14 protein-coding genes and 1 other RNA gene are annotated in these 19,359 nt (G+C 46.2%); 11 read left to right on the forward strand and 4 right to left on the reverse strand.

Going from position 1 to position 19,359, the window contains the following annotated elements:
* The first annotated feature begins 27 nt into the window (after positions 1–27).
* Both ACOMA8_RS04015 and ACOMA8_RS04020 read left to right on the forward strand, forming a co-directional pair.
* Entirely contained in the window at positions 28–738 is a 711-nt protein-coding gene (locus tag ACOMA8_RS04015; RefSeq protein WP_421368721.1) for a zinc metallopeptidase, read from the forward strand.
* A gap of 150 nt (positions 739–888) precedes the next feature.
* Complete coding sequence (locus ACOMA8_RS04020) at positions 889–1,530, forward strand: YczE/YyaS/YitT family protein (protein WP_161899906.1); 642 nt, start codon at positions 889–891, stop codon at positions 1,528–1,530.
* 626 nt (positions 1,531–2,156) lie between these two features.
* Here the strand turns inward: ACOMA8_RS04020 and ACOMA8_RS04025 are convergent.
* The 3 genes from ACOMA8_RS04025 to ACOMA8_RS04035 all read right to left on the reverse strand — a co-directional run bounded on the left by ACOMA8_RS04025 (position 2,157) and on the right by ACOMA8_RS04035 (position 5,692).
* The gene (locus ACOMA8_RS04025) at positions 2,157–2,492 is read right to left on the reverse strand and encodes a hypothetical protein (RefSeq protein ID WP_161899905.1); all 336 of its coding nucleotides are present in this window, start codon (positions 2,490–2,492) and stop codon (positions 2,157–2,159) included.
* 311 nt (positions 2,493–2,803) lie between these two features.
* Positions 2,804–4,165, reverse strand: coding sequence for an RsmF rRNA methyltransferase first C-terminal domain-containing protein (locus ACOMA8_RS04030; protein WP_421368748.1), 1,362 nt, complete (start codon positions 4,163–4,165; stop codon positions 2,804–2,806).
* Between the two features lie 120 nt (positions 4,166–4,285).
* Positions 4,286–5,692, reverse strand: coding sequence for a hypothetical protein (locus tag ACOMA8_RS04035; protein ID WP_421368724.1), 1,407 nt, complete (start codon positions 5,690–5,692; stop codon positions 4,286–4,288).
* Between the two features lie 470 nt (positions 5,693–6,162).
* Between ACOMA8_RS04035 and ACOMA8_RS04040 the strand changes: the two genes are divergently transcribed.
* From ACOMA8_RS04040 to ACOMA8_RS04050, 3 genes are read left to right on the forward strand one after another with little or no spacing between them, the layout of a single operon-like run.
* Positions 6,163–6,672: an NADH-quinone oxidoreductase subunit NuoE family protein gene (locus tag ACOMA8_RS04040; RefSeq protein WP_421368726.1), complete on the forward strand. Its 510-nt coding sequence runs from the start codon at positions 6,163–6,165 to the stop codon at positions 6,670–6,672.
* A 34-nt stretch (positions 6,673–6,706) separates the two neighbouring features.
* On the forward strand, positions 6,707–8,587 hold the full coding sequence (locus tag ACOMA8_RS04045; RefSeq protein ID WP_161899902.1) for an NADH-quinone oxidoreductase subunit NuoF: 1,881 nt from the start codon (positions 6,707–6,709) through the stop codon (positions 8,585–8,587).
* 14 nt (positions 8,588–8,601) lie between these two features.
* On the forward strand, positions 8,602–10,350 hold the full coding sequence (locus tag ACOMA8_RS04050) for an NADH-dependent [FeFe] hydrogenase, group A6 (RefSeq protein WP_421368729.1): 1,749 nt from the start codon (positions 8,602–8,604) through the stop codon (positions 10,348–10,350).
* 184 nt (positions 10,351–10,534) lie between these two features.
* Here the strand turns inward: ACOMA8_RS04050 and ACOMA8_RS04055 are convergent, their stop codons facing one another.
* Positions 10,535–11,104, reverse strand: coding sequence for an ECF transporter S component (locus tag ACOMA8_RS04055; protein WP_421368731.1), 570 nt, complete (start codon positions 11,102–11,104; stop codon positions 10,535–10,537).
* Positions 11,105–11,485: 381 nt separating this feature from the next.
* Between ACOMA8_RS04055 and ACOMA8_RS04060 the strand changes: the two genes are divergently transcribed.
* The 6 genes from ACOMA8_RS04060 (at position 11,486) to ffs (ending at position 19,010) form a co-directional block, all read left to right on the forward strand.
* Entirely contained in the window at positions 11,486–11,935 is a 450-nt protein-coding gene (locus ACOMA8_RS04060) for a flavodoxin (protein ID WP_161899899.1), read from the forward strand.
* Positions 11,936–12,023: 88 nt separating this feature from the next.
* The gene (locus ACOMA8_RS04065; RefSeq protein WP_161899898.1) at positions 12,024–12,860 is read left to right on the forward strand and encodes a sulfide/dihydroorotate dehydrogenase-like FAD/NAD-binding protein; all 837 of its coding nucleotides are present in this window, start codon (positions 12,024–12,026) and stop codon (positions 12,858–12,860) included.
* Positions 12,853–14,262 carry an NADPH-dependent glutamate synthase gene (gltA, locus tag ACOMA8_RS04070; RefSeq protein WP_421368734.1) on the forward strand — a complete coding sequence of 470 codons (1,410 nt, stop codon included), beginning with the start codon at positions 12,853–12,855 and terminating at the stop codon, positions 14,260–14,262. The genes ACOMA8_RS04065 and gltA overlap by 8 nt, the downstream gene beginning before the upstream one ends.
* Before the next feature lie 210 nt (positions 14,263–14,472).
* A complete protein-coding gene (gene nifJ, locus ACOMA8_RS04075; RefSeq protein ID WP_421368736.1) occupies positions 14,473–18,009 on the forward strand; it encodes a pyruvate:ferredoxin (flavodoxin) oxidoreductase in 3,537 nt (1,178 codons plus the stop codon).
* 267 nt (positions 18,010–18,276) lie between these two features.
* Positions 18,277–18,864 (forward strand): tRNA adenosine(34) deaminase TadA, encoded by a 588-nt coding sequence (tadA, locus tag ACOMA8_RS04080; protein WP_161899895.1) that lies wholly within the window; start codon positions 18,277–18,279, stop codon positions 18,862–18,864.
* Positions 18,865–18,923: 59 nt separating this feature from the next.
* An RNA gene (gene ffs / locus ACOMA8_RS04085) (signal recognition particle sRNA small type) lies at positions 18,924–19,010 on the forward strand.
* Positions 19,011–19,359 lie beyond the last annotated feature (349 nt).

Here is a 19,359-nt window from a genome sequence, read left to right on the forward strand (position 1 = left end):
AATAACAAAAAGATGAGGTGTTCAATCATGTATGGAATGGGATATGGCTTTGGCTTTTTCGATGCGACCATTGTGCTAGTGTTTATCGGAATGGCGCTTTCCATGGCGGCTTCTGCCTATGTCAACAGCACCTTTCGCAAGTATGACCAAGTCAAAAGTGCCCACAGCGTCACGGGAACGCAGGCTGCCCAATACATCCTGCGTAACCAAGGAATTATGAATGTCGGTGTTCAGCAGATTGCCGGCGATTTGACAGATAATTACAATTCTGGCAACAAGATGCTGAGCTTGTCTCAGGCTACCGCCCAATCGACATCAGTAGCTGCAATCGGAGTAGCTGCCCATGAATGCGGGCATGCAGTGCAAGATGCTAAAGGCTATTTTCCATTGCGGTTGCGGGCTGCTATCGTTCCCGTGGCAAATATTGGTTCTTCTTTAGCGATGCCGATTATATTGGTGGGACTTTTGCTACGGACCCAGACATTGGTAGAAATCGGCTTAGTCGCGTTTTCGCTGGCCTTTTTATTCCAAGTCGTAACGTTACCGGTGGAGTTCAATGCATCTCGCCGTGCGTTGGCGATTTTGGGAGAAGGCGGTTTGCTGACGCCAGAAGAACTGCCCCAAGCGCGCAAAGTACTAGTAGCTGCAGCATTGACATATGTAGCAGCAGCAATCAGTACCCTGTTGCAACTGTTGCGTCTTGTTTTACTTTTCGGTGGCCGCAATAACGACCGTTGAGATAGTCACCCGTGGCTCCGGTACCTCTAGGGGTGTCGGAGCCTTTTTACATAGCTAAACAGCAACTGGGGCCGTTTGGCAAAAGGGTTATCGTGGCGAAAAGTTGATTTTAACTTCGCTGCAGATAGTATGAGAAAGGGTGAGTGAAGGATGAAAATAAGCAAAAGTTTATTGCTGCGGGCAGTTTATGCCACAGTTGGGGTCTTGATTTTGGGCTTTGGTGCGACGATTTTAAGAGAAGGAAATGTGGGGATGGATCCATATACTTCTGCCAATATTGCCATCGGGGGACTATTTGGTCTCTCACTAGGGGTCTATCAGCTGGGCCTCAATTTGGTCTTTTTGGCAGTGATTTTTATTTTCGGACGCAAGTACATCGGCTTTGGAACAGTGGTAAACATGGTCTTTACCGGATTCTTCATTGACATGTTTACAGCTCTCTTCGATAAATTCGGCATTCACGCGGAGACTTTGCCAATGAAAATCGTCTTTCTGGTAGTAGGGACCTTGATCTTTACGTTTGCAGTTTCACTTTATACCGGTGCCAATCTGGGAGCTGCGCCTTACGATGCTTGTGCACCTACCATCGTGGATCACACGGGCTGGCCTTACCGGATTGTGCGTATCATCCAGGACGTCACCTTTACCTTGATCGGATTCTTTTTTAAAGGACCAATCGGAGTTGGAACCTTTATCAATGCCTTTTTGACCGGGCCATTGATTACGTTTTGGAACGAAAAAGTAACTGGTCCATTGATTGCCAAAAGTTTGGCAGCTATCGATAAGAAATGAAAGCCACTCACTGACTGAGTATCAAAAAAGCAGGTATCAAAAAAACGCCAACCAAACTATTTGACCGAGTCTTTGAAGGAGAAGCGAAAGTCTTCAAACGACCGTGTCCAATAGTGGTTGGTTTTTTTTATGGAATAGCGGAAGGTTTTTTCAATTATTGAATTGGATTATTGGTCGCTCTTTGTAAATTTTGGAGCGAACTTGTTGAACAGCCACCAGTTGAATAACAAACCAACACATTGAAAAAGGCCCAATAGCAGGGTGACGGCGGAATTTTCGTCACTGTTCTTCATAAAGGTGACTATAATCAGTGCCAAAAGGAGCAGTAAAAAAACGCAATTCCCTAAAAGGACCAATTTACTTTTCATAAGATTGCCTCCATTTTCATAAGTAGAAACAGCCAGATAACTTCAGGATAAATGACAGTGCTTTACTTGAGTATACTCTCGTAATAAAGCGCTGTCAAACGAGTTTAAAGACGAGGGACTTATCGATTTTTTCGAAGGGTTATCGCTATTAGATTGCTGAGGAAGCAGATTTTAAGTGGTTTGCTTATTGCTAAAAGCGGCGGCTGTAGTCGTGAAACCAGCAAAAAACCTCCGGCAATTCCGGAGGTTCGGTTATTATTAAAGAACGTTGCCGATGAAACTTTCAAGCTTGCCCTTCAAACTGTCAGTAGCTTCTTTGACATTTTCTCCGTAGACGGAAATTTGTTTGCGGCCGTCTTTGATCTTGCCCATGACATTCATCAGTGAGTCCAAGTCATCGTCGGAGAGGTCGTCCACCACAGACATCAGTTTTTCGTTACCATTAAACTTATCATCAACGAATTTTTTTACTTGGTGCCGGTTCTTCTTGTGACGGATCACATCTGCCAGACTGTCGGAAACGATGGCTGCCGAGACGATGCCGGCAACAGCTGCAACACTTAAACCGATAGCTACTTTTGTCGATGTTTTCATGAAAAAACCTCCTAAATGATCTGTTTTGTCGCAGCGATTACAGTTAAATACAATGTTTCTCTGCGACCAGTTTACCTACTCTTTTATGATAGCATAGGGGGGATTTTTAGGATAACGATAGGCACTTGAGCCTTTTTTAAAGACAAGCTGCATGTTGACAAGAAAGCAGGTATCTCCACTGACTGGTTTTCTTACGCTTAGGGAGAATGGGGTCAATTAATAAATTTTAAATAGCAGCTGCAACTAAAAACCCCCGAAAACACGCTTTATCAGCAGAATGTTTTCGGGGGTTTAACCAAAGAGAAAGTGGATCACGGAGTAAAGCGCAGTCCTTTAGGAAAGAAATTTTTGACAACACCTTGGACTTGTTTACCAAAACCAACCGGAACTGAATCAACTGTCAACAGTACCCAACCGTCGTTGCCGGTAGCTGGAAAAGTCTCGCCGGCTACGTATTTTTGCCAGTCGGCAAGAGTGATAGCTAGACGTTTTTCAGTCGCAGTTGGCTCAATAGCCAGGGCTAAGTTGTAAGCAGGTTCCAGTCGGTTCTTTTTGACAGCAGCCATTTGAACACCGCTGCGAAGAACTCGGATACCTGTCAAATCCGGCGCCATTTCCGGTATCCACCAGAGGTACTCTCCGAAAAGCTGGGGACTGCCGGCAACACTGGGGGCTGGGAAGACTTTGGTGAAGTTCTCCCAAAGTTTCTGCAGATCTTTGGATAAGCCGGGGGAAAGCTTTTTGCCCGGCTTTTTTTGCGGCTTGGTGGGGGGGTTATCGCCATGAAATTTGAGCTTAGCAGCAAAATGACCCTCTCCTTGACCTTTATGGGGCCATAAGCGAATGGTTTTTTCCAGTCCCGGAACATTTCCCCATTCCGGGCGTCCTGCTGAGGTTCCGGCAATCGTCAACGGCTCGATGGTCAATGGGAAGCTAGTCACAAGCCAACTGATGATTTCCTCATTTTCTTCTGGAGCAAAGGTACAGGTGGAATAGATGAGTTCTCCTCCAGTGGCTAACATTTTGATTGCGGATGCTAAAATTTCCTTTTGACGAGCAGCACACAAACTGGGGGTGTCTGCCTGCCACTCGGTGAGCGCAATAGGGTCTTTGCGGAACATTCCTTCACCGGAACAAGGAGCGTCTACAACGATTCGGTCGAAAAAGCCACTAAAATGCGGGACAAGTTCTGCCGGAGCATGGTTGGTAACGATGGTATTGGCGGTACCCCAACGTTCGAGGTTTTCCGAAAGAATCTTAGCTCGTTTGCCGAAGATTTCATTTGAAACTAAGAGCCCTTGGTTTTGTAATTGCGCAGCTAGTTGTGTAGATTTGCCACCAGGAGCGGCACATAAATCCAATACTTTTTCACCGGGGCGTGCTGCTGCCACTTGACCGACAATCATGGCACTGGGTTCTTGGCTGTAGACATAGCCTGCCTGATGTAGCAGACTGTGCCCACTGATTGTCCCCAGCCAGCTATTTTCTCCAAAGGGGGCGGGAATTCTCTCTTGTGGCCCGTATTTGTCTAGCATCTGTTCAAAATCGGGTTTCAAAGGGTTGACTCGGTAGGCTTTGATCGGTTTTCCTTGTGTCAGTTCTTCAAAAAAAGGCGCAGCTTCTTCTCCCAAAAGAGCAGTATATTTTTCAACGAATGCTTGTGGCAGTTGCATCGACTCATTCCTTCCTGATTTTTCCTTCAAAAAAGCCTCTTCCGGCAAAAGAAGAGGCCATTGTCGTGTTACATCATAAAATATCAACTGCAGTCTGGCAAGTAGCGGCAATAATCGCGCTCACATTTCTTCGTCGCTGTCTGTGGCAATCGTATTTTGTGGCTGATAAATCGGCAGCTGTCGGCGACTAAAGATGACGAATAAAATCAATAGAATAATTAAAAGTAGCCCAACATTCAGGAATTTAGCTGCTTCTAGAATCCATTTTTCTTTCTGAGAAGCTGCGATATACGTGGTGATGGACAAAAGCGTATTTTGGGGTAAGCCGCGCCAAAAGATCAACCCAGACAACATCAGCATCAATGCAAATTGATGCAGGAGGCTACCCTCATTTTGAACCATGGATTTGGCAATCAACCGCTGACTAAAAGGCAGTGTAGGTATAGCAAAGTGCTGTTCGTTGAGCCATGCCGAACAAATGCTGCGAAAGAAACTTAAAAGAAAGAACCCCACCCACAATGTTGGCGGCCACAAAATCAGTAGTAAGCCTAACATTTGTCCACCGAGAAACAACTGCGGTGCACGAGGGCGTCCCCATCGCCGCAACAGCCTGCCTCGTACCAAAAGCCCCACCATCATACCCAAGATATAAGGAAGAAAAACAACAGTCGGAACTCGTGAACCACCAAAAACGGTACCTACATACATAGAGCCAAAGAGAAATAAAAAGTTACCTATCATTCCATTGACAAAAGTTAAACTGTTGAGCCAAAAAGGCAGCTTGCGATGAGGTCGACGAAGGGTCCCAGCAATCAAAAGCAATATGAACAAGCCGCAAAAGCCAATTAATGCTAAGTCGATAGTTGTAATCTGGGTCAAACTGCGACCGACCCGCAGAAAGAACAAGAGCAGGAAAAAAGCGACAAACAAAAGTAATTCTCGTTTACGCAAAGTCCGTAGCCGAATACCAGCAAATTTCAGATCAAAATGAGGGGAGTGAGTCACCGTATGATAACAGGCGACAAAAAAGATAGTATAAAGCCCAAAAGAAAACGTGCGACCCGCCACACTTCCTACCGACAAAGTCAGAAATAATAAGAGCGCCAGCAGAAAACCAGCAAAATAGTAGGCAGCACGCATTGTCGGACTGCCATTTGATTTTTCATAACGATCCACTGTCAGTTTGGCGGGTAAAAACCAGGCAGCAGCCAGACCCAGCGCAATGGCTGCAACTGAATAGAGAGCCGGAAACAAAAAGCCTAAAGTACCTACCAGCGAGCCACCACAGCCCAACAAAATGGCAATCATCCACAAGGTGTAACTATCGACTCCAGTTGGTAATACCCGCAACAAAAAGATGCCGGTCATTCGCAAGGTGTAGAACAAGACAAAAGGCAAAATACTGCCCCAAGTGAGGCCATCGCTATAATTCAAAAAAAGCAGGTAAGGCAGAAAGCTTAGTGTGTTTCCTAAAAGAAAAGGGGTGCTGCGGGAAAACAGCCGCAGAAAATCCTTGAGATAGTTCATTGATAGGTGACTCCTTTTATGCTGCTGTTCAACGATTGCAAAAGTTTCTGACAAATTCTAAATTTTTCTTAAGTTTAGCATTGTACCTGCAGCCTGTCCACGTCAGACGCCTGCTTCGGTAGATAAAAAAAGATGCTATGTTCCAACTGAGACGATCACAGAGAGAAAAAAGCGAGGATAAATTGGTTCTGAAAATGTGGCGAACCTTTTCTTAAAAAAACGTCCGTTACAAGTGAGGGCGTTTTAATTTCTAAAAAAAGCAGGAGTACACGAAAAAAGTAGGAATACTGAAAAACACGTAATCAGCTGTTTTAATGCCACTCTGCCACTGAAAATGATTATCACTGAGAATGGAGGACAAATTGTGATGAAATGCACATTCTTCTTGGGAAATTTGATAAAATAATTTTGAAAGCGCTACAAATATCGTTAGCCAGATTTTTATTTATACGGGGAGGGACTATTTCACGATGAGCGGACAAACAGTTGCTTTTGAATTCATCGAGACGCAAAGTCAGTTTGATGAGCTACAAGAAGTTCTGCAGCGGCTGCAGAGCCAGGCGGGTGGACAGATGCCAGCGCTACAGGAGGCGCAACGCATCTATGGCTATCTACCGATTGAAGTCTTACAGCGGATTTCCAAAGAATTGGCCGTGCCTTTGGAAAAACTTTACAGCACAGCGACCTTTTATTCTCAGTTCACCTTTATCCCGCGGGGCAAATACACTATTAGTGTATGTATGGGAACTGCTTGCTATGTAAAAGGGGCCGGGAATATTTTGGATTCTTATGAGACCAGTCTGAGTATCAAGGCTGGCGAGACCACCGATGACCGGCTATTTACTCTGGAATCTTGTCGCTGCATCGGTGCCTGCGGATTGGCCCCGGTATTGACCGTCAATGAAGAAGTTTACGGCCGACTGACCACGAAAAAAGGCGATAAAGTGTTGGCGACCTATCTGAAAGAGAGCCAGGCCTGAGCGCCGAATAAATCTAGAAAACGAGGATTCGATTATGAAAAATTGGCAGGAATTGAATGAACTGCAAAAACACTATCGACAAAAGGTCGCGATCCGTCTGGATGAAGGGGAAGGGACTGCCCTTGACACTAAAAAAAGAGAGATCGTCGTCTGCGCCGGGACTGGCTGTTTGTCTTCCAAGAGTCGGGATTTCATCGACACCATGAACAATGAACTTATGGCTCACGGATTATCAGAGGAGGTCAGCGTAGTAGCCACTGGCTGCTTTGGTTTGTGTGCGCAAGGGCCCATCGTGATTGTTCATCCAGAAGGCACATTTTATCATCAGGTCCAGCCCAAGGATGCCAAAAAAATTGTGGAGAAGCATTTGATTGGTGGTGAGCCCATCGAAAAGATGCTCTATCATGATCATGAAACCAAAGAAGTCATTCGTAAACTGATGGATACGCCTTTTTATCACAAGCAAGAACGGGTGGCGCTGAGAAACTGCGGGCGCATCGATCCGGAAAAAATCGAGGAATATATCGCTTTTGACGGGTATCAGGCACTGGCTAAAGTCGTTCACGAATATTCACCTGAAGATGTCTTGGAGCGACTAAAAGTTTCTGGTCTAAGAGGACGTGGTGGTGCTGGCTTTCCAACTTATATGAAGTGGACCTTTGCTAAAAATAGCCCTGGTGATCAAAAATATGTCGTCTGCAATGCCGACGAAGGAGATCCTGGTGCTTTTATGGACCGTTCTGTTTTGGAAGGAGATCCCCATGCGGTGATTGAAGCGATGGCGATTGCAGGTTATACGATTGGCGCTAATCAGGGCTATGTCTATGTACGGGCAGAATACCCTACGGCCGTCAACCGTCTGGAAATTGCAATCCAACAAGCTCGAGAGTATGGCCTGTTAGGCGACAACATCTTCGGCACCAATTTCTCCTTCCAACTGGATATTCGGTTAGGCTCCGGGGCGTTTGTCTGCGGAGAGGAAACGGCCCTTTTAGAAAGTATTGAAGGTCGGCGGGGCGAGCCACGACCACGACCACCTTTTCCGGCTGTCAAAGGACTTTTCGGTAAGCCGACAACTGTCAACAATGTGGAAACTCTGGCCAATATTCCCCAAATATTTGTCAAAGGTCCGGAATGGTTTGCAGCCATGGGGACCGAAAAATCAAAAGGAACAAAAGTCTTTGCCCTCGGTGGCAAGATTCAAAATACCGGCTTGGTGGAAATCCCAATGGGGACCACACTGCGGGAGATTGTGGAAGATATTGGTGGTGGAATCCCTGACGGAAAAGCCTTTAAAGCTGCCCAAACGGGGGGACCTTCTGGCGGTTGTATTCCGGAAGAGCATTACGACGTGCCCATTGATTACGACAATCTGATGGAAATCGGCTCGATGATGGGTTCTGGCGGACTGATCGTGATGGACGAAGACAACTGCATGGTGGACATCGCCAAATTCTTCTTGGAATTTACTGTAGAAGAAAGCTGTGGAAAATGTGCGCCATGTCGAATCGGGACCAAACGCCTTTTGGAGATCTTAGACAAGATTACGATGGGCAAAGCAACGATGGCAGATCTAGACAAGATGGAGGAGCTCTGCTACCACATTAAAGAAAATTCCCTATGCGGTCTTGGTCAGACTGCGCCAAATCCGGTGTTGTCTACCTATCATTACTTTAAAGAGGAATATTTGGCTCATGTGCAGGACCGCCGTTGTCCAGCAGGAGTCTGTAAGAACTTGATTCAATATAGTATCGAGCCGGAAAAATGTACCGGCTGCAGCGCTTGTGCCCGGATTTGCCCAGTGTCGGCAATCTCTGGTGAAGTCAAAAAAGTCTACGAGATCGATCAAGAGACCTGTATCAAGTGTGGCCTGTGTAAAGATACCTGTCGTTTTGATGCCATCTACGTGCATTAGGAGGGAGCACCGCTATGAATAAAATCGAAATCTTCATCAATGGGCAATCCTGCTATGCCACAGAAGGCACGACTATTTTGCAGGCAGCACGGGAAAACAACATCGATATCCCAACGTTATGTTATCTGAAGGAAATTAATGAGATTGGTGCTTGTCGCATCTGTGTCGTAGAAGTTGAAGGAGCCAAGAACCTGGTTACGGCTTGCGTGTATCCCATCAGAGAAGGTATGAAAATCGTTACCAACTCCCAACGCGTTTTTGATTCTCGCAAGCTGACGCTGGAATTAATCTTGTCCACCCACGAACGCAAATGTCTATCTTGTATTCGCAGTGGCAATTGTGAGCTGCAAAAACTTTGTAAAGAGTTCAATGTCGATGACGAAGATTACTACAATGGTGAAAACAACGAATGGGAATTTGATGATTCTGCGGTCCATATGGTGCGAAATGACAATAAATGCATCCTCTGCAAGCGCTGTGTGGCGGCCTGTGACAAATGTCAGGCAGTCGCAGTCATCGGAGCCAACGATCGAGGCTTTAACACCCATATTGGTTCGGCTTATGAACTGGGACTGGGAGAAGTGGCTTGCATTTCTTGCGGACAGTGTATTGTCGTCTGTCCAACCGGTGCCATTCATGAAAAAGACCAGACGGATGATGTGTGGCGAGCCTTAGAAGATCCTCGGAAATACGTAGTCGTGCAAACAGCGCCGTCCATTCGTGTGACCCTTGGGGAAGCTTTTGGAATGCCAATCGGGACCAATGTCGAAGGAAAGATGGTGGCCGCACTGCGCCGTTTAGGATTTGACAAGGTATTTGATACAAACGTTGCAGCTGATTTTACTATCATGGAAGAGGCCAACGAATTTATCGAACGTGTGAAAAATAATGGCCCGTTCCCGCTGTTCACCTCTTGTTCACCAGGATGGGTCAAGTATTGTGAGTCTTATCATCCGGAAATGATTCCGAATCTCTCCAGCTGTAAATCTCCTCAGCAAATGTTTGGCGCGCTGACCAAGACCTGGTATGCCGAAAAGATGGGGTTGAATCCGGCAGATATTTTCGTGGTTGGCATCATGCCTTGTACGGCTAAAAAATTCGAAGTAACCCGTGAAGACGAAGCAGCAGCGGGCTTTCCTGATGTGGATGTCGCATTGACTACGCGGGAGTTGGCTCGCATGATCGACAAGGCTGGGATTCAATTCCCTTATTTACCTGATGAAAACTTTGATAACCCACTGGGAGAAGCGACTGGTGCCGGTTATATCTTCGGCGCGTCTGGTGGCGTGATGGAAGCTGCGTTGCGGACGGCTGTCGAACGCTTAGTCGGAGAACACGCGGCGCCGCTGGACTTCACCGAGGTTCGAGGCATGTCTGGCATCAAGGAAGCCACGTATCGCATCAACGGCGAAGATATCAATATCGCTGTCACTTCCGGGATTGGCAATGCCAAACGACTGCTTGAAGAAAAGATCATTCCTGGTGAAAAAACCTATCACTTTGTGGAGGTCATGGGCTGTCCGGGAGGCTGTATCAACGGTGGTGGTCAACCAGTCCAACCCGCTTCGGTTCGTAATTTTGTCGACTTGCAAGGGCTGCGGGCACAAGCGCTCTACACAGAAGACGAGCAAAAGAAACTGCGGCGTTCCCATGAAAGTCCAGTAGTCCAACGACTGTACGAAGAATATCTGGGGGCACCTGGCAGCTTGAAAGCCCATCACCTGCTGCACACGAGTTACCATGAACGAATGGAAGTTCAGTAATCTCTTAATCGAAAATTTGCGCAATCAGGCCTGGCATTAGTGGCTGCTAGTTCAAGAAAAGTTAAAAAAGGTGAAACCACCGCTAAGGGTCGTTTCACCTTCCATGATAAAGACCTGTCGGCACCATGTCGGAATATAATCCGCCGGTGCCGCGTCTTTTGTAATCAATTTCAATAATTGCGGGTTAATTTGTGGCTTTTCTATTGGCGGGTTGTCTTTTGAAAATCTTAGTCAACTGTGGAATCACCAAACAAGCAACCCCGCCGCCAATCAGGGCAGTGATTAATTGTGGGAGACTGAACATCTTCGCCAGATTTTGTTTAGCTGGTGCAGGAATATTGTCAGACATCGGTGCGACGATTTGCACCACTAATAGCCACAACACAGTGAATTTCAATAGTGCACCCGCCACCGCCGCAGCAATTAGCCGAGGGTATTGCTGATGGCCCAGCTTACCTAACAACAGCCACCATACCACGATCAAAACGGCATTGCCGGCCATGATGCAGGCGATGATTTGAGGAAATTGGGGTCCGATTCCAAAGATAAAAGCAAAGATTGGTGACAGACAGGCGACAGTCAAACCGCTAGTCAGCCCTGCCAGTGTGACGGTTAGAATCAAGAGCAGATTCACTAGGCTTCCGGTGACAAACTGACCCATGCCGCCAGTTGTCGCTTGGACAACTACAATCAATGCAATCATGATGGCAGTCTGAGTAACCCACAGAGCGTTGCTTTTAGTACGTTTGTTCATAGCTTGCGACAGTTTCTTGCCGAGCAAGAAAAATGTCTTTCACTTCCTTTCTGTCAGGTGTCGGACGACCTTAGTGTCCGGCCCTATTAGCGGAGGCGCACCCCCCAAATGTTTTTTAACATCACTATTGTATCAAATAAAAGCGCCTTCATGTGAATAAATAAACAAATTTATTTCAAAGTTGTGCTCCTCTATCCAGTGCGGATTTCGGCAAACAGAAAAAGAAAGTTCGATAAAAATGCAAAAAATACCCAAAAAATCTGTTCAGTTATACACAGAAATGAAGTATTATAGAATCAGGTAAAATCTACTTAATTCTATTTTATGTTTTAAATCTGGCTGATTTAAGCCGTGAAAGAAAATTCAAGGAGGAAAAGTCAAATGACAGTAGCAAAAATCGTTTACGCAAGTGCAACAGGAAACACAGAAGGGATCGCAGAATTTTTGGAAGAACAATTCAAAGCATTGGATGTCGATGTGGAATTGGTGGAAGCCGATGATGCCGATGAAGATACCTTTGAAGATGCTGAAATCTGTGTAGTCGCAACATATACGGATGGAGATGGCGAAATTCCATTCGATCTGGAAGACTTCTTTGAAGAACTGCCGGAACAAGAATTGGAAGGCAAGGTCTTCGGTGTTGTTGGTTCAGGAGACAGCGAACTGTATCCGGATTACTTCTGCCAAGCAGCTATTGATTTCGATGAAGCATTTGGCAAAACTGGTGCGAAAAAAGGCGCAGAAGTCGTGAAAATCGAAAACGCCTATGACGATGAAGACGAAGAAGGACTGAAAGCTTTCGTCAAAGCAATTGTTGAAGCTATCGCATAACTTTTAATAAAGATACGACTGCCGGGGGAACGGTTCGACGTATCGAACGGTTAGCGCAGTCACACAGAGAAAAAAGGGGACTTTTCACTTGTTTAAAATCACAGAAAAGACAGAGTTGAATCCAATTGAATTTGAAATCTACGTGGAGGCACCTCGGATTGCACAAAAGGCCAAAGCCGGCCAATTTGTGATCCTGCGCATCAACGAACATGGGGAGCGGATTCCGTTGACCGTGGTGGATACTGATCCAGAAGCGGGCTTGGTCCGTTTGATCTTCCAAGTAATCGGTAAATCCACCGCCGAATTGGCTGCATTGCAGGCCGGTGATAGCCTCGCCGATCTGGTAGGGCCATTAGGCAAGGCGACAGAAATTGAAAACTACGGCACCGTCCTCTTAGTAGGCGGTGGTGTGGGGATTGCGGCTTTGTTTCCGATTATTAAAGCCTTGAAACAGGCGGGAAACAAAGTCATCAGCATTTTAGGAGCTAAAAATCGCGACTTGATGATTTTGGCAGAAGAATGCGGCAACTATTCCGATCAGCTGATCTTGATGACTGACGACGGTTCACTGGGCCAAAAAGGTCTGGTGACCGATGCCATGAAGCAAGTATTTGCAACTGAGACCATTGATATGGCTTGGGGGATTGGTCCAAGTATCATGATGAAGTTCTGTACCTTGACAGCACAAGAAGCCGGCGTACCAATTTACGTTTCATTGAATCCAATCATGGTGGATGGCACGGGAATGTGCGGCGGTTGCCGGGTAACGGTGGACAACCAGATCAAGTTTGCTTGTGTGGATGGTCCGGAATTTCTCGGTGCCGGGGTTGACTGGGACGAGTTCGTTAACCGGATGGGACAATATAAAAACGAAGAGACCGTAGCTAACGAAGATTATGAAAAGAAGGTGACACAACATGGCTAAGCGCAGTTATACTAAAACGCCCATGAAAGAACAGGCACCCGACGTTCGTAACAAAAACTTTTCGGAAGTGGCTTTGGGCTATACGTTGGAGGAAGGACAGTTAGAAGCAAGTCGCTGTCTGCAATGTAAAAATGCGCCCTGTATTCAAAACTGTCCGGTGATGATCGATATCCCAGGCTTTATCAAACAAATCGAAGAAGGCAACATGCAGCAAGCTTCCGAGATCCTCAGCAAATATACCAACCTGCCAGCTATCTGTGGACGAGTTTGCCCACAAGAAAAGCAGTGTGAAATGGTGTGTCGCCTGGGACAATCGAAGAAATTTGAGCCTGTAGCTATCGGGAAACTGGAACGATTAGTTGCCGATTGGGCGCTGCAACAGCCCATCGAAAAATTAGATATCGCCCATGACAAAGGCAAAGTAGTGGTCATCGGATCCGGACCTTCTGGATTGACCGCAGCCGGTGATTTGGCGAAGTTGGGCTATGAGGTTAAAATCTTTGAAGCCCTTCACGCTCCCGGTGGGGTATTGACCTACGGGATTCCGGAATTTCGGTTGCCTAAGCGGATTGTTCAAAAAGAGATTGAACGCATTCAAGCTACCGGAGTTGAGATTGAGACCAATGTAGTGGTAGGAAAAACCATCACGATGGATGAAATCATGGCTGAATACGATGCTTGTTACCTCTCAGTAGGTGCAGGTGCTCCGAATTTCATGGGAATTCCTGGGACATCACTAAACGGTGTCTATAGCTCCAGTGAATATTTGACCCGCATCAACTTAATGAAGGGCTATGAATTTCCAAGATATGATACACCCGTCCAAAAATCCCGCAATGTCGTCGTGATTGGCGGCGGAAATGTGGCGATGGATGCTGCTCGTTCTGCTAAACGATTAGGAGCAGAAAACGTCTCTATCATCTACCGCCGTTCCCGTGAAGAATTGCCGGCTCGGGAAGAGGAGTATCATCACTCTGTGGAAGAAGGCATCAATTACCACTGGTTGACCAATCCGGTGGAATACATCAATGACGGTACTGGGAAATTACAGGCTGTCAAATGTGTCAAAATGGAATTGGGTGAACCGGATGCGTCCGGCCGCCGTCGCCCGCAAGTAATTCCTGACAGTGAATTCATCGTGGAAGCCGATACTGCAATTGAAGCAATCGGGCAAGGGGCCAACCGGGTCCTTTTGGATACCTTCCCTGAACTGGCACTGAATCGCTGGGGCTACATTGAGGCTGATCCAGAAACTGGCGCAACATCGATTCCGGGAGTGTTTGCCGGCGGAGATATCGTGACTGGGGCAGCGACTGTTATCTTAGCCATGGGTGCCGGGAAAGTGGCAGCGGATCAGATTGACAAGTATGTTCAAGAACAAAAAGCAAAAATCACTGTCTGAGTCCAGGCAGTGATTAGCGGCTGAGAAGATCCTGGGACAACTGGTGATCTTCTCTGACCGCAATGCATAAATGGGGAGTTAGAGAGTCAAGTGGCGTAAGCGCTTACTGGTTTGTGTAGTCAAAATAAGCCAGCACGGACTTTGATAGTACCGCTCAGTCTACCGGTATCAGCCGAAAGACTGCAAATCACAAGCGAGGTGACAGGTTACATGAAGAAAATGAAAACGATGGATGGGAATACGGCAGCAGCGTATGTCTCCTATGCCTTTACCGAGGTCGCAGCCATCTATCCAATCACACCAAGTTCTACCATGGCAGAAGTCGTGGATGAGTGGGCCAGTGTCCACGAACAAAAGAATATTTTCGGGGAAACCGTTAATTTAGTTGAAATGCAATCAGAGGCGGGGGCTTCCGGTACCGTTCACGGGTCATTAAAGACCGGTGTTTTAACCACAACATATACTGCCTCTCAAGGGTTATTGTTGATGATTCCCAACATGTTCAAAATTGCAGGGGAACTATTGCCGACTGTTTTCCACGTAGCAGCTCGTGCTGTTTCCACCAATGCGCTGTCGATCTTTGGCGACCACAGCGATGTGATGGCTGCCCGCCAGACTGGCTTTTGTATGCTGGCTGAAAGCAGTGTGCAAGAAGTTATGGACTTGTCGGCAGTGGCACATTTGGCTTCAATTGAAGGCAGTTTGCCCTTTATGAACTTCTTTGACGGATTCCGCACTTCTCATGAATTGCAGAAAATCGAAGTTCTAGACTACGAGGATCTCAAAGATATGATGAACTGGGAAGCCTTGGCAGAATTCCGTAAACGGGGGATGAATCCGAATCATCCGACAGTCTCCGGTACTGCACAAAATCCGGATATCCATTTCCAACAAAGAGAAACTGTCAATCGTTATTACGATGCCATGCCGGCAATTGTTCAAAAATACATGGGCAAAATCAACGAGCTGCGAGGCACCAATTACGATTTAGTTGATTACTATGGCGATCCTGAAGCAACAGAGGTCATCATTTCCATGGGTTCAGCTTCACCGACGATTCAACAAACCGTGGCTTATTTGAATGAACAAGGACGGAAAGTTGGACACATCAATATCCACTTGTATCGGCCATTCCCAACAGAAAATATTTTGGAAAAACTGCCGAAAACTGTTGAACGCATTGCTGTATTGGATCGTACCAAAGAACCAGGATCCGACGGTGAGCCATTATTACTGGATGTACAGTCCATCTTGTTCCGTCATGAAAACCGTCCAATCGTAATCGGCGGCCGCTACGGAATTGCTTCAAAAGATGTGACCCCAGACCAAATCATTGCCGTGTATGATCATTTACGAGTGCCGGCAGATCAGCTGCGCTATCGTTTCACATTGGGAATTAATGATGATGTGACTCATTTGAGCTTGCCGCAATTGCCAACTATGGACCTGACTCCGGCTTCCACTTTCCAAGCAAAATTCTGGGGCTTTGGTTCTGATGGAACAGTCGGCGCTAATAAACAAGCCATCAAGATCATCGGGAACAATACCGATATGTACGCGCAAGCCTATTTTGCTTATGACTCCAAAAAATCCGGCGGGATCACCATTTCTCACCTGCGTTTTGGTGAAGAACCGATCTTGTCCACCTACAATGTGGAAGCGGCTGATTATATTGCCTGCCACAACAGCGCCTATATCCATCAGTATGACCTGCTGAAGGGATTAAAAGATGGCGGAACCTTCTTATTGAATACGGTTTGGGATGAAGAAAAAGTTAAACAGCACTTGCCGAAGAAATTGAAAAAATACATTGCTGAGCATAATATCAATTTTTATATCATCAATGCGATGGATATTTCCGTGAAAAATGGTTTGGGACGCCGGATCAATACCGTGTGTTCGGCAGCCTTCTTTGAAGTGACAGATATCATGGATCGCGACACCTTCTTACCACTTCTGAAGCAAGAAGTTGAAGCAGCCTACGGGAAAAAATCACGCAAAATCGTGGAAACCAACTGGGCAGCCATCGATGAAACTTTTGCTGCGTTGGTGAAAGTCAATGTTCCAGCAGAATGGAAGGATATCGTCTTGACTGAAGAAGCAGCAGGTGCAGATGATCGGCCTGCTTATGTGAAAAATATCTTAGATCCAATCAATCGCCAAGAAGGCAATGCTTTGTCTGTGGGGGATTTGATTGATAATGGGATGTTGGGTGGCGAAATGCCAATGGGAACTGCTGCTTTTGAAAAACGCGGCATTGCGTTGGAAGTGCCGGAATGGCTGCCGGAATCCTGTACCCAATGTAATGAATGTGCGTTTATTTGTCCTCATGCGGCCATCCGGCCATTTATGGCAGATGAAGCGGAAATGAAGGAAGCGCCTGCTGGTTTTATCACCCGTGATATGAAAGGTGCAGACGGTATCCAATATCGCATCCAAGTGTCGGTAGAAGACTGTACTGGTTGCGGTCTGTGTGTGGAAGCTTGTCCGGCTAAGGAAAAAGCCTTAGTCATGAAGCCTTATGATGCGATGAAAGACGAAGCGATGAATTGGGCATTTGCAATGACCTTGCGTCAAAAAGCCAATCCATTCAAACTGGGTTCAGTGAAAGGTTCACAGCTGGAACAACCGCTGATGGAATTTTCCGGTGCCTGTGCAGGGTGTGGCGAAACACCTTATATCAAGCTGTTGACCCAACTTTACGGCGACCGCATGATGATTGCCAATACAACCGGCTGTTCCTCTATTTGGGGTGGCTCATCTCCAGCAACACCTTACACAACCAATGCCGATGGTCGTGGTCCCGCGTGGAGTAACTCGCTATTTGAAGATAACGCCGAATACGGGTTGGGGATGTACATTGCCAATGAAACCAAACGCAAACGCTTAGCAACGGCAATTTCCAAAGTTTTAGCCGAAGCAAAAGGCACCATTGAAACACAAAATCTATTGGAAGACTGGTTGGAACACGTTCATGAAGGAGAAGGCACTCAGCAGCGGGCAGCAAAAGTCATTGCAGCTTTAAAAGAGGAGACTGATCCGGATATGCAAGCTCTCTTGGCACATGAAGACATGTTTGCCAAACCGTCACAATGGATTGTCGGGGGCGATGGCTGGGCCTATGATATCGGTTATTCCGGTATTGATCACGTACTGGCTACTGGTGCCGATGTCAATATCTTTGTAATGGACAATGAGCTTTACGCCAATACAGGTGGCCAGATGTCCAAAGCAACGCCAACTTCTGCGATTGCCAAGTTTGCAGCCGGCGGGAAAAAGAATAAGAAAAAGGATCTCGGGATGATGGCTATTGCTTATCAAGATGTCTATGTGGCGCAAATCTCTATTGAAGCCAATCAGATGCAGACCATTAAAGCCATTATGGAAGCTGAAGCTTATCCGGGGCCTTCACTAATCATCGGTTACACACCATGTATCAACCATGGGATTAGAGGCGGGATGTCTAAATCCATCGAAAATGCCAAGGCAGCAGTGGAATCTGGTTATTGGCAGTTGTATCGTTACGATCCACGCCTGCGAGACAAAGGCAAAGATCCGATGCGTATCGACTTCAAGAAGCAAGATTTCAGCAAGATGACCGCTTTTATGGAAAATCAAGTGCGCTTCTCTGCGTTGCGGAACATCAAACCTTCCGAGGGAGAAGTAGATGAAATGCTAGACCAAACCGTTAAAGACATGGAAGAACGGACGCAGGTCTACAGCCAATTGGCAGACCTGAAGAAATAAAGCAACTTTTTAGAATTCAATAACTACAGTCGAACCGGCCTTAAAGCGTATTGCTTTAGGTCGGTTCTTTTGTCTCATATATAGAAGAAAAGAACAAAGCCGACAGGTAAGAGTGACAGACCGCGCGTCTTTAGCGAGGTTAGCTCCTAGCGATACGAAAAATCCAGCGGTATCGAATGTCAGAGGTTTCATTTTCAAAACAGCTGCACGTTACTCTGAAAAATTTGATATACTACCCAAAGAACAGAAGGATCAGCGGAGGTTGAAATGGTAGAAAAAGTCAGTAGCTTGACGCAAGCAGAAAAAGAAAGCTTTATGCAGCTGGCAATTGCAGAGGCACGCAAAGCCGAAGCCATCGGTGAGGTTCCGATTGGCTGTGTACTAGTATTAGACGGAAAAGTGATTGGGCGAGGACACAATCGCCGAGAAGAAACACAAGATGCTACCGCCCACGCAGAGATGTATGCGATTCGAGAAGCCTGCCAGTGGATTGAGAGCTGGCGGTTGGAGCGCGCACAGCTCTTTGTCACTTTGGAACCATGTCCCATGTGCAGTGGCGCAATGCTCTTATCTCGGGTGGAGGAAGTATATTTTGGCGCCTATGATCCCAAAGGCGGCACTGCTGGAACATTTATGAATCTATTGGAAGATCAACGCTTTAATCATTGGTCGTATGTGGAAGGTGGAATCTTGGAAGCGGCCTGCGGACAATTATTATCAGATTTTTTTCGTAAAATTCGAGAAAAGCAAAAAGCCCGCAAGCAGGCCCGTAAGGCGGAAATTGCAGCCAAAAAAGCGTATCAAGCCAACAATTCCCAGTTGAAGATACAAGAGGACCCAAAAGTTTCAGAATAATTTGTGGCGAAAAAGACTAGCCAGCACCGAAATTTTGGGGTATACTAGTTTTTGCCGAAAGGCTAGGACAATGGTTGGCTTGTGAAGCGTGTCAGATCCGGAAGGAAGCAGCACTAAGCGAGCGCAGCCATGTGTCCGATACATATGCTGAAAACCGACTTTCGAGTCGGTTTTTTTGTGCATTCATTAAAGTGAAAAAAGTTTTTTTATACAATCTTTTGTTTGATTTTCAAAGCTATTTGTTCGGTATTTACTGTGTTCTTCCATAAAAAAAAGAAATTGACGGATGAATGTTTTGAAATAACGAACAAAGTCTAAGCGATGAGTTGTATGCGTGTAGAAACCATGAAAAAAAGAAAGAGAAAAGCCTTGACCCGCTCTTTAAGAAATGGTAAATTAATCAACGTTGACGACGAGAAAGTCTCGTAGAAAACTTCTTGAAAATCAATTCAAAAAAGTAGTTGACACTGGCAACTAAGCCTGTTAAACTAACGA

The organism is Enterococcus infantis (assembly GCF_049166715.1).
Lineage (GTDB): Bacteria > Bacillota > Bacilli > Lactobacillales > Enterococcaceae > Enterococcus_C > Enterococcus_C leclercqii.

Bases quoted from the DNA above. Each gene is read 5' to 3' on its own strand.
- ACOMA8_RS04020 (WP_161899906.1), top strand. From the start codon at position 889: ATGAAAATAAGCAAAAGTTTATTGCTGCGGGCAGTTTATGCCACAGTT.
- ACOMA8_RS04045 (WP_161899902.1), top strand. From the start codon at position 6,707: ATGAAAAATTGGCAGGAATTGAATGAACTGCAAAAACACTATCGACAA.
- ACOMA8_RS04035 (WP_421368724.1), bottom strand. From the start codon at position 5,692: ATGAACTATCTCAAGGATTTTCTGCGGCTGTTTTCCCGCAGCACCCCT.
- ACOMA8_RS04030 (WP_421368748.1), bottom strand. From the start codon at position 4,165: ATGCAACTGCCACAAGCATTCGTTGAAAAATATACTGCTCTTTTGGGA.
- tadA (WP_161899895.1), top strand. From the start codon at position 18,277: ATGGTAGAAAAAGTCAGTAGCTTGACGCAAGCAGAAAAAGAAAGCTTT.
- ACOMA8_RS04055 (WP_421368731.1), bottom strand. From the start codon at position 11,104: ATGAACAAACGTACTAAAAGCAACGCTCTGTGGGTTACTCAGACTGCC.
- gltA (WP_421368734.1), top strand. From the start codon at position 12,853: ATGGCTAAGCGCAGTTATACTAAAACGCCCATGAAAGAACAGGCACCC.
- nifJ (WP_421368736.1), top strand. From the start codon at position 14,473: ATGAAGAAAATGAAAACGATGGATGGGAATACGGCAGCAGCGTATGTC.
- ACOMA8_RS04050 (WP_421368729.1), top strand. From the start codon at position 8,602: ATGAATAAAATCGAAATCTTCATCAATGGGCAATCCTGCTATGCCACA.
- ACOMA8_RS04025 (WP_161899905.1), bottom strand. From the start codon at position 2,492: ATGAAAACATCGACAAAAGTAGCTATCGGTTTAAGTGTTGCAGCTGTT.
- ACOMA8_RS04040 (WP_421368726.1), top strand. From the start codon at position 6,163: ATGAGCGGACAAACAGTTGCTTTTGAATTCATCGAGACGCAAAGTCAG.
- ACOMA8_RS04060 (WP_161899899.1), top strand. From the start codon at position 11,486: ATGACAGTAGCAAAAATCGTTTACGCAAGTGCAACAGGAAACACAGAA.
- ACOMA8_RS04015 (WP_421368721.1), top strand. From the start codon at position 28: ATGTATGGAATGGGATATGGCTTTGGCTTTTTCGATGCGACCATTGTG.